General features: G+C 57.4%; 11 protein-coding genes and 1 riboswitch. All 11 genes read left to right on the top strand.

Annotated features, from left to right (window positions below):
* Positions 1-3 precede the first annotated feature (3 nt).
* The 11 genes from AAE514_RS03955 to cobW all read left to right on the top strand — a co-directional run bounded on the left by AAE514_RS03955 (position 4) and on the right by cobW (position 14,660).
* The gene (locus AAE514_RS03955) at positions 4-1,416 is read left to right on the top strand and encodes a mannose-1-phosphate guanylyltransferase/mannose-6-phosphate isomerase (RefSeq protein ID WP_347330210.1); all 1,413 of its coding nucleotides are present in this window, start codon (positions 4-6) and stop codon (positions 1,414-1,416) included.
* A gap of 461 nt (positions 1,417-1,877) precedes the next feature.
* Positions 1,878-3,557, top strand: a complete 1,680-nt coding sequence (gene rpsA / locus AAE514_RS03950) for a 30S ribosomal protein S1 (protein WP_347330347.1) — start codon at positions 1,878-1,880, stop codon at positions 3,555-3,557.
* A 282-nt stretch (positions 3,558-3,839) separates the two neighbouring features.
* Complete coding sequence (locus AAE514_RS03945; RefSeq protein WP_347330209.1) at positions 3,840-5,081, top strand: ATP-grasp domain-containing protein; 1,242 nt, start codon at positions 3,840-3,842, stop codon at positions 5,079-5,081.
* 77 nt (positions 5,082-5,158) lie between these two features.
* Positions 5,159-7,120 carry a hypothetical protein gene (locus AAE514_RS03940; protein ID WP_347330208.1) on the top strand — a complete coding sequence of 654 codons (1,962 nt, stop codon included), beginning with the start codon at positions 5,159-5,161 and terminating at the stop codon, positions 7,118-7,120.
* A 171-nt stretch (positions 7,121-7,291) separates the two neighbouring features.
* Positions 7,292-7,675, top strand: coding sequence for an ElaB/YgaM/YqjD family protein (locus AAE514_RS03935; protein WP_347330207.1), 384 nt, complete (start codon positions 7,292-7,294; stop codon positions 7,673-7,675).
* Between the two features lie 346 nt (positions 7,676-8,021).
* Positions 8,022-9,053 carry an extracellular catalytic domain type 1 short-chain-length polyhydroxyalkanoate depolymerase gene (locus AAE514_RS03930; protein WP_347330206.1) on the top strand — a complete coding sequence of 344 codons (1,032 nt, stop codon included), beginning with the start codon at positions 8,022-8,024 and terminating at the stop codon, positions 9,051-9,053.
* A gap of 88 nt (positions 9,054-9,141) precedes the next feature.
* Positions 9,142-9,355: riboswitch (cobalamin riboswitch) on the top strand.
* A gap of 33 nt (positions 9,356-9,388) precedes the next feature.
* The gene (locus AAE514_RS18555; protein WP_430623877.1) at positions 9,389-9,580 is read left to right on the top strand and encodes a CbtB domain-containing protein; all 192 of its coding nucleotides are present in this window, start codon (positions 9,389-9,391) and stop codon (positions 9,578-9,580) included.
* A gap of 78 nt (positions 9,581-9,658) precedes the next feature.
* Positions 9,659-10,426, top strand: coding sequence for a CbtA family protein (locus tag AAE514_RS03925; protein WP_347330205.1), 768 nt, complete (start codon positions 9,659-9,661; stop codon positions 10,424-10,426).
* Positions 10,407-12,185 carry an AAA family ATPase gene (locus AAE514_RS03920; protein WP_347330204.1) on the top strand — a complete coding sequence of 593 codons (1,779 nt, stop codon included), beginning with the start codon at positions 10,407-10,409 and terminating at the stop codon, positions 12,183-12,185. The genes AAE514_RS03925 and AAE514_RS03920 overlap by 20 nt, the downstream gene beginning before the upstream one ends.
* Positions 12,185-13,579: a cobyrinic acid a,c-diamide synthase CobB gene (locus AAE514_RS03915; RefSeq protein WP_347330203.1), complete on the top strand. Its 1,395-nt coding sequence runs from the start codon at positions 12,185-12,187 to the stop codon at positions 13,577-13,579. Before AAE514_RS03920 ends, AAE514_RS03915 begins: the two co-directional genes overlap by 1 nt.
* Positions 13,566-14,660 (top strand): cobalamin biosynthesis protein CobW, encoded by a 1,095-nt coding sequence (gene cobW / locus AAE514_RS03910; protein ID WP_347330202.1) that lies wholly within the window; start codon positions 13,566-13,568, stop codon positions 14,658-14,660. The genes AAE514_RS03915 and cobW overlap by 14 nt, the downstream gene beginning before the upstream one ends.
* Position 14,661: the final 1 nt, after the last annotated feature.

The raw sequence follows: 14,661 nt of genomic DNA, 5'->3' as shown, positions 1-14,661 counted from the left end.
ATAATGATCATTCCCGTCATTCTTGCCGGCGGCTCGGGCTCCCGGCTGTGGCCACTGTCTAGAAAGCACTACCCCAAGCAACTGCTCAAACTGTTTGGGGAAACCACCATGCTGCAGCAAACCCTGTTGCGCCTGGAAGGCGTGCCCGAGCTGGGCGAGCCCATCGTGGTGTGTAACGAAGAGCACCGCTTTATGGTGGCCGAGCAGCTTTTGGAAATCGGCCATTCCAAGGCATCCATCCTGCTCGAACCCTTGGCCCGCAATACGGCGCCGGCGCTGGCGCTGGCAGCGGTCAAGGCGCGCGCAATGGTCGACAACCCCACCTTGTTGGTGCTCGCCGCCGATCACATGATCCGCGATATCGAAACCTTCCATGGGGCCATCCGTGAGGCGGTTGCCGCGGCCGAGGCCGACAAACTGGTGACCTTCGGTGTTCAACCCACCCGCCCGGAAACCGGCTACGGCTACATCAAAACCGACCGAAGCGGCAGCGGGCAGGGTAGCTACCCGGTTCAGGAGTTCGCCGAGAAGCCGGACTTGCCTACCGCCGAGCGTTATTTGGCCGAAGGCAACTATTACTGGAACAGCGGTATGTTCGTGTTCCGGGTGGAGTCCTTTCTCTCGGAGCTGGAAGGCTGCTCTCCGGCCGTGTTGCAAGCGGCCCAAAAGGCTTACGACAAGGCGACCACGGATTTGGATTTCGTGCGCATCGACCGCGAGGCCTTCGCGGAGGCCCCGAATATTTCCATCGACTACGCGGTGATGGAAAAGAGCCACAATGTGGTTTGCGTACCGCTGGATGCGGGCTGGAGCGATGTGGGCTGCTGGCAGTCCTATTGGGAGCTGTCCGAAAAGGACGAGCGGGGCAACAGCTTTGTGGGCGATGCGATCGATGTGGGCTCCAAAGATACGCTGGTTTTCACTCAGGACAAGCTTGTGGCGACCATCGGGGTGGACAATCTGATGGTGATTAATACCCCGGATGCGGTTCTGGTGGCGAATAAGAACGACGCCCAGCAGGTTAAAAAGGTGATCGCGGAGATCGAGCGGTGCAACCGCACCGAGCACTTGCAGCACCGGGAGGTTTACCGTCCCTGGGGTTGTTACGATTCGGTGGACGAGGGCACCCGCTATCAGGTCAAGCGTATCCGGGTGAAGCCTGGGGCGAGTCTGTCGCTACAGATGCATTACCACCGCGCCGAGCACTGGGTGGTGGTGAAGGGCACCGCCAAGGTGGAGCTGGACGACAATACGGTTCTTCTTTCCGAGAACGAGTCGACCTACATCCCCGTGGGCACCCGTCACCGTCTAAGCAACCCGGGCAAGATCCCCCTGGAAATCATCGAAGTCCAGTCCGGCCCCTACCTGGGCGAGGACGATATCCAGCGCTTTGACGACGAGTACGGTCGGGCTTAGGTTTTTGGAGTTGATGTGATAGTCCGGCCAGAGGTGGGGTAAGGCTTTCCAAGACCGTGGAGCGCGGGATTCGCGATTCGAGCCTACAGGGGCCGCTCCATGGCATCCATGCCACCGCGGCATTAGTGAATCCCTTCACGTCACGTATTTACGGCGTGTCTTGGGAGGGTGTTCCCCCTTCTCGGACCGGACTCGACACCCCATCCAGCCCCAACATCCCCATAAGACCACTTAATCTTGCCATATCCCCCACAATCTGCTAGCCTGCCGCGCTTGCTGGAGAGTGTATCCAACCCGTTGTTTACGATCCCTGGCATAGCAGGCCTGGCTGGCGCCAGCTTCGAAAGCCAGATCCCTGCTCAAACTCAACCGGCCCGTACAACTGGCAGTACGGTAAACCCGTAAGAGAGCGCCCACCTTCCGCCGCTCCAACGGGTACAGATTAAGGTATATGAATGACCATGAGCGAAAGTTTTGCTGAACTGTTCGAAGAGAGTTTAAAAACCGTTGACATGCAGCCCGGCACCATCGTGACCGGCGTAGTCATCGACGTGGACAAAGACTGGGTTACGGTACACGCCGGCCTGAAGTCCGAAGGCGTCATCCCCGCCAACCAGTTCCTGAATGAAGACGGTGAACTGGACCTGCAAGTCGGCGACGAAGTGCAAGTGGCCCTGGAAACCGTAGAAGACGGTTTCGGTGAGACCCGCCTGTCTCGCGAAAAAGCCAAGCGCGCCGAAGCCTGGAAAGTGCTCGAAGCCGCTCACTCTGCCGACGAAGTGGTTAAAGGCGTTATCAACGGTAAGGTTAAAGGTGGCTTCACCGTGGATGTATCCAGCATCCGTGCCTTCCTGCCGGGCTCTCTGGTAGACGTTCGCCCCGTGCGCGATACCACCCACCTCGAAGGGAAAGAGCTGGAATTCAAGGTTATCAAGCTTGACCAGCGTCGGAACAACGTCGTGGTATCCCGTCGTGCCGTTCTGGAGCAAGCCAACTCCGAAGAGCGCGAAGAACTGCTGGCTACCCTGCAAGAGGGTATGACCATTAAAGGTATCGTCAAGAACCTGACCGATTACGGCGCCTTCGTCGATTTGGGCGGTGTTGACGGCCTGCTGCACATTACCGATATGGCCTGGAAGCGCATCAAGCATCCGAGCGAAATCGTCAATGTCGGCGACGATATTGAAGTGAAAGTCCTGAAATTCGACCGTGAGCGCAATCGCGTTTCCTTGGGTCTGAAGCAACTGGGTGAAGACCCCTGGGTCAACATCACCAGCCGCTACCCCGAAGGCGTTAAGGTCAAGGCGGTGGTTACCAACCTGACCGATTATGGCTGCTTTGCGGAGCTGGAAGAAGGCGTGGAAGGTCTGGTTCACGTGTCCGAAATGGACTGGACCAACAAGAACATCCACCCGTCTAAAGTCGTGAATGTGGGTGACGAAGTCGAAGTCATGATCCTGGATATCGACGAAGAGCGTCGTCGTATCTCCCTGGGCATGAAACAGTGCCAGGAAAACCCCTGGGACGTCTTTGCTCGCACCTATGCCAAGGGCGACAAGATCACCGGCAAGATCAAATCCATCACCGATTTCGGCATCTTCATCGGCCTGGATGGTGGCATCGACGGTCTGGTGCATCTGTCCGATATCTCCTGGCACGAGTCGGGTGAAGAGGCGGTTCGCAAGTACAAGAAGGGTGACGAGCTGGAAACCGTGGTTCTGGCCATCGACCCCGAGCGCGAGCGCATCTCTCTGGGTATCAAGCAGCTGGAAACCGACCCCTTCTCTGAATACCTGGCCGAGAACGACAAAGGTTCCGTGGTTAAAGGCATCGTGAAGGAAGTCGAAGCCAAGGCGGCCACCGTTACTCTGGCGGAAGACGTGGAAGCGACCCTGAAGGCCTCTGAACTGAGCCGTGAAAAGGTCGAAGACGCGCGCAACGTACTGAAAGAAGGCGAAGAAGTTGAAGCCAAAATCATCAGCGTTGACCGCAAAAACCGCACCATCAACTTGTCCGTGAAGTCCAAAGACGTTGCGGAAGAGAAGACGGCGGTGAAAGAGCACAGCGCCAAATCTGCTGAACAGGCTTCTCCCACCACCCTGGGTGACCTGATCAAGGCGCAGATGAAGAATCAGGACTAATAGTTTAGTCCCGATTGTTCTGAAAAAGGCCGGCATTTGCCGGCCTTTTTTTTGGCCTGAAAAACCGTTAGGGGCGCGGGTTTCATGCAGAAGCACCCTACCGAATTAGCGCAGAAGGAATAAATCGGCTACGGTTTTCTATAACTAAAAAATCTAAAAAACCTTAGAAATCTTACAGTTTGAGTTGGAATAAGCCAGTCATCTCCACTAAGGTTATAAGTGAGCTCCATTACTGACTTTTTAGTGATAGCGAGCGAACCAACCAGCTGTAAGAGGTTAACTATGGCGAATCGAGGAGAGCAGAACATCAACCCCGACAAGGGTTACATTGCGTTGTTGGGGTGGTCGTTAGGGGCGATTGAAGCGGCGGACAAGTTTGATCGGCGCTACGTGGTGGTGGCCCCCGATTGGGCGGAAGACTACTGCAAAGAGCACGACATCCCCTATATCTCCTGGAACTTCGAACGACTGAACGACCGGTCCATGGAAATCGCGCAGACCCTCAAGGAAATGGGTGTGGATGTGGCGATCCCTCTTTTTGAGGAAACCGTGGAGTGGGCCGGTGCCATCAACTCCGTTCTGCTCGACAACCCCCGCCTGTTTGGTCAGGCTATGCTGCTGCGCGACAAAGCACTAATGAAGCGGCGCGCCCAGCTCGGGGGAATCCGTGTGGGCATCTTCGAGGAGGCCCACGACAAAGAAGATGTAGTGCGTTTTCTCAAGCGGGTGAACCAGACGCTGCTCAAGCTCGATGGCGACCCGAACGACCCCATTCACCTCAAAGCCTTCGATAAAGCCGGTTGCCTGGGTCACCGGGTGATCCGCACCCCGGACGAAGTGGATGTTATTCCCGATGAAGAGTTTCCCGTGCTTATGGAGTCCCACCTGGACGGCTGGGAGTTTGCGGTGGAGGCCTGGGTTCACAACGGCAAGATCTGTTTCCTGAACATTTCCGAGTACGTTACGCTGGGCTACTCCGTGTTCGTTCCCGCTACGCCGGAGCTGGAGAAATATCGCGAGCAGATTACCCAACAGATTGAAAAGCTGATCAAAACCTTTGATATCGACTTTGGTTTTGTTCACCCGGAATACTTTGTGACCAGCGATGGAGAAATGTACTTCGGGGAAGTGGCCTACCGGCCTCCCGGTTTCAAGGTATTTGAGCTGCTTGAGCGCGCCTATGGATTCAACGCCTACCAGGGCATGATTCTCGCGTTTGACCCCAAAACCACGGAAGAAGAAATCACCAATTTCTTCCCCAAAGAGGTTGTGGATGCCAAGGGGCATGCGGGCTGCTTTGGTGTTTACCCGCGCCGTCGCGTAGTGAGCAAGCTGGAAATCCCCGAGGAAACCGAGGATCATGCCTATTTTGACTTCCACGAGCTGACCCCACCCCTGGAGGAAACCGTGACCAAACGCACGGCCTTCGGTACCCACTGGGGCTTGATCTACTTCTTCGGCGAAGACCCTTATACAATGCGGGACTTGCTGAAACATCAGGAAGACCTGGATTTCTATGTATAATCGACAATCCGTGAGAGGAGTAGGGCCGCCGCGGAGCGGCCTGTCGTTTATTTCAAAATAAAAGGGTAACTACCTGAGTGGATTCCGAAAAGCTGAAGCGGCTATCAAGCCAGCTGGATGAGACGATACAGCAGCTGGCCGATAGCCGCGAGTTTGCCAAAATCACCAAGCTTCAACGGCTGCTGGACATTGCCCGACGTATTCTGCTGCACGAAGGCGGCTGCGCCATGCTGGAGGCGCGCGCGCAACGAATGGAAGAAGCCGGGGTGTTTGAAGGCTCCGACTGGGCCCAGCCGCAGACCCTGATTCCGGCGCTGACTACCTATTCTCTTAAAAGTCCCGATGCCGCCACTGTGGTGATCGAAGCCATTAGTGAGCTTCGCCTGTTGGCGATTGCCATGGGCGACTACCTGCATCCGAACATGTCCGCTGAGCAGGCCCATCATTACCTGACCCAGGTTTTGGCCCTCAACCTGGAATTGTTGTTTGGCGCCCCCAGCGAAGCGGAGCGTGAACAGCAGGGGCGTCTGGCTCTGGCGACCCGTTCGCTGTATCGGCATCTGGCTGAACGCATCGGCTATGAGCACGTCATCGACAAGCTCATCGAAGAGATCTGGCGAATCTTGCAGCAGCGCCCCATCCAGGTGGACAGCGTTAAACGAATGATTACCCAGATCGCCATCTGCCAAGGTAATCCAGACATTGATTTAGGAGTAAGCGGTCAGGGCGCCGACCGGCTGATCAGCAGCCTGTATGGTCCGACCCAGGCTTGCCGGGAGGATCCGGGCGTCGAGGTTTATCGGGAGCGCCTACAAGCCATGGACGCCGGGGCCTTGCAATACGAAGCCACCGGCTTTGCCCGTGCAATGCACGATACGGGGTTGGTCTCGCCGTACCATCCAGTGCTGCTGCGCCATCTGCTGGAGCAGGGCGACTATTTGATTTCCGAGGCCCTCGGGCTTTCCAGTACCGGTCGGGACTGTCTGTTGTGTTATGGGGAGTTGAGCCGGGCGATTATCGAACGGGCCATCTTCCCGGAAACGGCCCAGGGCATCTATGGGCTCGCCCTAATGCTCGAGCGCGGCATTCTCTACCAACCCGCCGTGGCACCGGCACTGTGGCGGCAGTTGGCTTTGCCAATTTCACCCCACTGCCAGGAACGGCTGAACTTGGTGTTTGGCTCTCAGCCGTCGCCGTCGGCCTGGTTGATGCAGGGGGTACTATGCATGCTGGGGCAGCCCCTGGGCGTAGGGCAGGGTAATAACCCTACCTGCCAGTCCGCCCGGGCGCTGTCCATGTGGGCCTACAACGACCCGGACTACCTATTGCAGATGGTGGTTTGGGCGACCCGCGATGATGAAATCATCATTCACTTCGAGGGGCAACCCATCTCCTCCCGCGAGAGCCTGAGCGGTGTTGCCACCGACACGCCGATGGATTTGGATCCGGTCTCTTTGCTGGTCGTGCCGCACCTGGACCGGATCTACGCCGAGATGGGGCGGCGCTGCATCGGGCGCGAGGGCGACCCTCACCGTTGGGTAAACCCCGAGTTTCACGGCTGGTGGTCCGGTCGGGGTTTCCGTATCAACGTGGACGTGGCTACGGGCAAGCTCTGGGAACTGGATGACTTTCTCCGTCACTTCTACGCCAGCTACCATCCCTACTACAACGGCAGTCAACCGCTGATTCACCCTCAGCCCGCCGGTGTCGCCGTAACCGACAGTGCCTCCCGTTTTGTTGGGTGGCACGCCATTACCGTGCTTCGAGTGACGCTCGACCCCAAAGAGGTAATGAGGGTGTACTTCTTCAACCCCAACAACGATAGCGGCCAGCATTGGGGGGATGACGTTCTGGTCAGTACGGCCGGAAATGGCGAACGTTTTGGCGAGGCTTCGCTCCCGTTCGAGCAGTTTGCCTCTCGGCTCTACATCTTTCATTTCGATCCACTGGAACCGGGCGAACTGGCTCGTGTCTCAGAAGAGGAACTTCAACGGGTGAAAGACCGCATTGTTCGAAGTTGGGGAAGCGACCGAGTATAAAAAGGGCGTGTTCTTCTAGTGGCTGCTATTATTAAAGCACCTGTTATCAGAAAACCTGTTGTCTACAAGTACAAGGGCTTGAGTTTGAATTGCCGTTTCGGGGCAGGTTAGCTCCCGAGTGGGCCACTCAACCCATCGGTTCCACCAATATATCTCGCTAAGGAGACGATTATGAGCGTGAACGACTTGATCAAGACCGGCAACAACGGCTCAGCCAGCTCCTCCGGCCTCGCTGCCCTGAGGGCGTCCGCCGCCGGTAGCGCGGAAAGAATGTCCCAAGAATTTCGCGACTTAATCTCGGACCTGGAAGGCCTGATTAAAAAATCCAAAACTGCTACCGGAAAAGAATTGGAAGAGGTTAAAGAGGCCCTGGACGGCCGAGTGGCGGAAGCCAAAATTTTGATGGAAGATCAAAGCAACGCCATGTCCAAAAGGGCCAAGGAAGCTTATAACGCAACCAGCGGCTACGTGCGCGAACATCCGGTTGCCTCTTCCACCGGCCTACTGGTCGGCCTCAGCGCCCTTTGTGGCTACCTGTGGTGGCGTCAGCGCTAATCAACCGTAGTTTTATAGAGTGTCATAGGCCAGCCTCAGGCTGGCCTAACGGTCTAATACCGCCATCGCGCCCTCCCTTCCCTGAGCTTTCTTGACACATAAAACGGCTCACCGTTTCTACCGGAAAATGTTGACTAAGACCAAACCGGTACCTAACCCGCTCTATGCGACCTCTATTGTGGCAATATTCCCCTTTCTTTTGTTGTTTTTTATGCCAAAATGGCTTTTCTCTGAAAAAGAAAGAGGGTAGTCTAGATCTTTTAGACGCCATTGAAGAATCCTTACCGAGCGCGTTTCGTTGCCGTCTTGGTATCGATAATAATAACCATTCTCCATAGGAGTTCGCATGAATACCAGAAATGCAGTCACAACTGGCTTTATATGTGCCGTCCTGTCCCTTTTTCTCACGGCCTGCGGCGGTAGTGGCGCTGACAGCGCGCCCGAGGCGAGCAGCTCCAGCAGCGCTTCCTCCCAGAGCGAGTCTTCCGAATCGTCCTCTTCGGCCAGCGAGAGCAGTAGCTCAAGCAGTGACGAGGCGATTAGCGGCGAGTTGTTCGAAGTTTCCGACTTTGGTGATAACCCCAGTGACCTGGATATGCACCTCTACGTTCCCGAAAGCCTACAGAACAACGCCCCAGTGCTACTGGCGGTTCATTACTGTACTGGCACCGGCCCGGAGTTTTATCAGAACACTAGCTATAATACCCTCGCTGACAGCCACGGTTTTATCGTGATTTACCCTACGGCGACACGCAGCTCCAAGTGCTTTGATGTGGCCTCATCCGAAGCGCTGACTCGCGACGGCGGAAGCGATCCGGTTGGGTTGCGCTCAATGATTGGCTACGTGGAAAGCCACTATAACGTGGATGCCGGTCGTATCTTCGTCACCGGCGTATCCTCGGGGGCGATGATGACCAACGTGATGCTCGCACTGTATCCGGATGTATTTAAGGCTGGAGCGTTCTTCGCCGGCGTACCCTACACTTGTTTTGCCACCACCGGCGACTCGGAATGGAACAGTGAGTGTGCCAATGGCAATGTCTCGAAAACCGCCGAAGAGTGGGGCGACCTGGTTCGAAATGCTTACCCCGACTTTGGCGGTGAACGCCCTCGGGTTCAATTGTGGCATGGCACCGCAGATGACGTGCTCCACTACAATAACTTCGACGAGGCCATTAAGCAGTGGACGGATGTTCACGGCCTGTCGCAAACCCCCGACTATACCGACGAGCCTTCTGAAGGCGCGACCCGTACCCGTTACGGTGACAGCGGAAGTGCCGCTCCAGTGGAAGCCATTAGCTTGGAAGGTGTCGGTCATAACCTCCCCGTGGATGAGAACGAGGTTATCCGGTTCTTCGGCCTGGATGGTGGCAGCTAAAGGGCTGGCCTTGGTGGGGCGCTCGCCACACCAAGGCCCTCCTCGCTAGTACATGAGGCGATTGCGGTCCTTGACCCAATGCTTTAGCATATTCCTTCTAAAGACAGGTGCCCCTCGCGTGAGGGGATAATCGGGAAGTGTGGTGAGGCCCCAGGCCAATCCCAACGCTGCCCCCGCATCGGTAATAAAGGTTAAACCCTGCTTATACCACTGGCCAAGGCCGGGAAGGTGCAGGGCCTAATGGCGCCATCGCGGCGCTGTTGCCTTTGAGCCCGAAGACCGGCCTGTTGTTTCATTCATCCTTCAACGGTGCGGCGGGCACCCGGGGAATCGACATGTCTACTACCGTTTCGTCTTCAAAGGCGAGGCCTGCGGCCTCTCTGTTCAATATTTCCTCTCTCGTACAACAAGGGGCGGTTCTCCTTTTCGGCGCTCTTATTCTGTTTGCCGTTGGGTTTATGCCTCTGGATATCGCGCACAATGCGGCCCACGATACCCGCCACAGTTTCGTATTCCCTTGTCATTAACTCTCTGTGAGTAGCTCCTCTGGGGTAACCGCCCCAAGAGGGAAGTACTTTTTATTCACGAGAAACTGAGGGAAGCTGATGTTTCGTTCGCTAATTTTTGGCGCCTGTGTGGTGGGCGTTGTGACCGGTTTGTTGCTTACGGCGGTTCAAGCGCTTGGGGTGACACCGACGCTTTTGGCTGCAGAGCAGCTTGAAACTTATGAATCCTCAGCAGAGGTGGCCCACGCTCACCACGGTCATACTCATGGTGAAGGTGAGGGTCATTATCATGATGGCAGTGCCTGGGCGCCCGAGGACGGGGTTGAGCGCTGGCTTTTTACGGCATTGTCGAATGTGTTGGCGGCCGTGGGTTTTTCCGCAATCCTACTGGTGATCATGAATCAACTGTATGTTCGAGACCGACTACGGCTGACGCCGGCCCACGGTTTGTTTATCGGCCTGTGCGCTTACTTTGCGGTTTTCGTGGCCCCCGCCATTGGTTTGCCTCCGGAAATTCCCGGCACAGCCAGTGCCGGGTTGATGTCCCGCCAGCTGTGGTGGCTTGTCTCGGTGCTCTCGGTCGCCACTGGGCTGGGCGTGTTGTGTCTGGCACGAGGCAAAATAAAAGCGCTTGCATTGCCGTTAATGGGCCTGCCGTATGTGTTTGTCCCCATACACAACGGGCCGCTATTCGATCACCCCGACGCGACAGCCATCGCATCGCTCACTGTTTTGCACCGCGATTTCATCTGGGTATCAGCGATGACCAATCTGTTTTTCTGGTTATCGGTCGGCGTGCTATGCGCTGTGGTACTACAACGTTTATACAAGAACAATCAGAGCCACCATGAGCGAGCAACAGCCTGAATTCCCGTTTACGGCCATTGTTGGGCAGGAGCCGCTGAAAACCGCGTTGGTGCTCAATGCCATCAACCCACGAATTGGCGGCGTTGTTATTTCAGGCCCACGGGGTAGTGCCAAGTCGACGCTCGCCCGGGGGCTTGCGGCTGTTATCCCGGCAGGGGAGGAAAAAGCGGTTCCGTTTGTGAACCTCCCCTTGAGCACAACGGAGGACCGCCTAGTGGGCAGCCTGGACCTTCAGCAGGTGTTAACCCATAAAGAAACCGCTTTTCGGCCGGGCTTGTTTGCCGCCGCCGACGGCGGCGTGCTGTATGTGGATGAAGTCAACTTGTTGCCGGACAACCTGGTCGACCTGTTGTTGGACACCGCCGCGCGCGGGGTAAATGTGGTTGAGCGTGACGGTATTAGCCATAGTCACAGCGCCCGGTTTAGGCTTATCGGGACGATGAACCCGGATGAGGGTGATTTGCGCCCGCAGTTGCTAGACCGGTTTGGTTTGTGCGTGGAGCTGGCACCCACCATTCCCAGGGAACAGCGTGTCGCGGTCATCCAACAGTGCGAGGCATTTGAACGCGACCCAGTGGGTTATTGTGCGAGCGTTGCGCCCCAACAGGAAGCGCTAACGGAGCGCATTCGCACGGCGCAATCGTTATTGCCAAACGTTGTTGCCGACCCGTGGGTGTACCAGTACATCGCCGAGGCATGCGAAGCGGCCCAAGTGGAGGGCTTACGAGCGGATGTGAGCTGGCACCGGGCCGCCCAGGCTCACGCGGCATGGAGGGGAGGTGATCGCATTGAGCGGGAAGATCTGGAGGCCGTGGCTGAATGGGTGCTGGCCCATCGGCGCAAGAGGTCGGTTGAACCGCCAGACTTTCCCCCGCCTCCGCCCCAAGGCCCATCGGGGGCGCCGCGTGCCGGCAGTTCCGAGTTGGCGGGCAGCCAAGCGCTTAATGGCCGTAACGAGCAAGCCACTAATGCCTCGGAAGGTTCATCCGCTCAAGGTCAATGGGGCGCCATGCCGCCCATGGCCGAGGAAACACGCCCCCTTGATCATGACGTCCATGGGCTTGACGGGAATGCATCACCGTTAAAACGGACGCTGTCGCGGCGGATGCAAAGCGCAGTGTCCGACGCCGGCAATAAACGCAAAGGCTTCCAGGCAGGGCGACGCTCCCACTTAGCGGGCTCCGAAAAGCCAAACTGGTTTGCGACCCTGGTGGCTAACCGGGGCCTATGGCCGTTAACCACGCTTCGCTTTCAAAAGAAGCGCGCCGGCCAGCCCACGGTGCATTTCGTATTATTGGATACCTCGGGCTCCACCCTTGGCGGGCGCCTTCTCGGCCAGGCCAAAGGCTTGGTTCAGGCCCTGGCGACTTTGGCCTATGGCAAGCGCGACCAAATGGCGGTGCTGGGTTTTGGCAATGACCGAGTCACACCGCTGCTGCAACGTTGCCGTGCGCCCAAGAGTTTGATTTCACGACTGGACGCTCTCAGCGGAGGTGGCGGTACCCCTTTGCGGGAAGCCCTGACTCGAGCATCCCGGCTGATCCATCAGTGGCAAAACCGCGAGCGTGGACTCAGGGTGAAAACCTATTTGATAACCGATGGCCGCACGCGCCAGTCCCTGACCGGCTTGCCACCTCTTGGTGACTGTGTGGTGGTGGATGTGGAAAAGGGGCCGATCAAGCGCGGGCGGGCCCAACAAATTGCGCAACAACTCGGTGCCGACTACTTGACCGGGGCCGCCATGGGAGTGAAAGCCTGATGAACCTCCTCCGTAAAACCGGCACCGCTCAAACGGTCAGCTGCCCCGCGGTGATCATCGCGGCGCCGGCTTCCGGCCAGGGGAAAACCACCATCACCGCCGCCTTGGCGCGCCTGCTCCATAACCAGGGCAAAGTGGTACGAGTGTTCAAAACCGGACCGGATTACTTGGATCCGCAGATACTGGCCCAAGCCTCCGGGTACCCGGTGGAGCAGCTCGACCTTTGGATGGCGGGTGAGGCGTATTGTCGGCGCCGGCTTTTTGAAGCCGCTTGTACCGCAGATGTGATTCTGGTGGAAGGAGTCATGGGTGTGTTTGACGGCGAGCCGTCGAGTGCCGACTTGGCTGCCCGGTTCGGTCTGCCCATGCTGCTTGTGATGGACGTCAAAGGAATGGCCCAAACGGTCGCTGCACTTGCCTCGGGCATCGCACACTTTCGCGAGGACGTTACCATTGCCGGTCTGGTTGCCAATGCTTGTGCCTCGTCCCGTCACCGGGAGCTAATTGAAGGGGCCATGCCCGATGACTTACCACTGTTAGCGGCCGTGCCCCGCGATCCGAACTTGGCCTTACCCGAGCGGCACCTGGGCCTGGTGCAGGCTTCAGAGGTGCGTGATGATCTGGAGCTCCGGTTTGAGGCCGGAGCGCAAGCGCTGGCCTCCGAGGGGCTAGGCGATGCGTTGTTGGGGTTGGCTCCCGTCGTATTTGAAGCGCCGCTTGATGAGCCCCTGGTCGAGCTGCCCTCCCTGGCCGGCACAACGGTCGGTGTCGCCCGGGATGCCGCTTTCAGCTTTATTTATCAGGCCAATCTCGATCTCTTGCAACAAATGGGCGCGCAGCTGTGTTACTTCTCCCCCCTTGAGGGCAATCGCCTCCCGGATTGTGACGCATTGTGGCTACCCGGTGGTTACCCCGAACTCTACGCCCAGTCGCTGGCCGAGAACCGTGGCATGAAAGCGGCGCTTCGCGGTTTCTTTGTCGCCGGGAAGCCTATTCTTGCCGAATGCGGCGGCTTGCTGTACTGCCTGGAAGCGCTAACGGACTGCAACGGTCAGACTCATGAAATGTTGGGTCTGCTACCGGGGGAGGGCGCCATGCGCGGGCGCCGGGGATGTCAGGGTATGCAAACCGCTCCCTTGCCGGAAGGACCTGTGCGGGCGCATGCTCACCATCGCTCGAGAAGCGAAGGAACGCCCGAGCCTATAGCCCATGGGAAGCGGCAGCGGCACCCGGCCCCCGGCGAACCTATCTATCGGGCGCGCCGCCTCACCGCTACTTACCTTCATCTGTTTTTTCCCAACAATCCCGCCGCGGTGGCCAGGCTTTTCTCCCCGACGCCACGGCAAACCGGCGACCAAAGTGACTCAAGGAGCCTGTTCGATGCAGTTGAATAAGATTCCCGCCACCGTTGTAACGGGTTTTCTCGGTAGCGGTAAAACCACCCTCTTGGCGAGCATTCTGCAACAGGCAGCGGGCAAGCGCATTGCCGTGATCGTGAACGAGTTCGGTGAGCAGGATATCGACTCGGACTTGCTGCGCAGCTGTTCGCTGGGGTGCGAAGAAGAAAGCACCACCGATTCGGATGAGGGCATTTATGAGCTGGCCAACGGCTGCATTTGTTGCACCGTGGAGGAAGAGTTTCTCCCCGTCATGAAAAAGCTGGTGGAACGCCGCCAGGACATTGATCACATCCTTATAGAGACCAGCGGCCTGGCCTTACCGAAACCTTTGGTGCAGGCCTTTAATTGGCCAGAGGTCCGCCAACATTGCACGGTGGATGCCATCATTACGCTTGTGGATGGGCCCGCCGTGGCGCAGGGGCGTTACGCCGATAATGTGGATAAAGTCGATGCTCAGCGCCGCGCGGATGAAAACCTGGACCACGACGCAAGCTTGAAAGAACTGTTGGACGATCAACTGGGGTCGGCCGATCTGGTTATTGTGACCAAGACCGATCTACTCAATTCCGAACAGCGGAGTGAGGTTGAGCGCATTGTTCAAAACCGGGTTCCCGCCGCCGTTAAAACGCTGTTTATCGATAAGGATACCTTGGAAGAAGACACGGACCAGTTGAAGGCGCTAATGGGGGTCGCTGCCGCCAGCGAGCAAACGATTGATTTGATTGAAAACCACCACGACCGTTACCACAAGGCGGGGGCGCACCACGACCATGCCCACGATCATTTCGACTCTTGTGTCGTGACCCTCGGGGAGGTGAGTTCGGAGCGCCTGGCACAGGGGCTTCGAGAGTTGCTTCAGACTTACCCTATCTACCGTGCCAAGGGGTTTGCGGCGTTGCCGGGCAAGCCGATGCGGCAGGTCATACAGGCCGTGGGCCAACGCCTCGACAGCCACTTTGATCGACTTTGGAGGCAAGACGAGGTACGCCAAACCCAGCTTGTGATTATTGGTAAACAACTGGACCGAGCCTTGGTTCACGCCACTCTGGCCAAAGCGGAGATGGAGCAGGCCTAGC

It is taken from the genome of Marinimicrobium locisalis, assembly GCF_039822625.1.
GTDB classification, from domain to species: Bacteria; Pseudomonadota; Gammaproteobacteria; order Pseudomonadales; family Cellvibrionaceae; genus Marinimicrobium; species Marinimicrobium locisalis.
The sequence above is the reverse complement of the archived record's forward strand: the minus strand, read 5'-3'. Positions and strand labels throughout refer to the sequence as shown.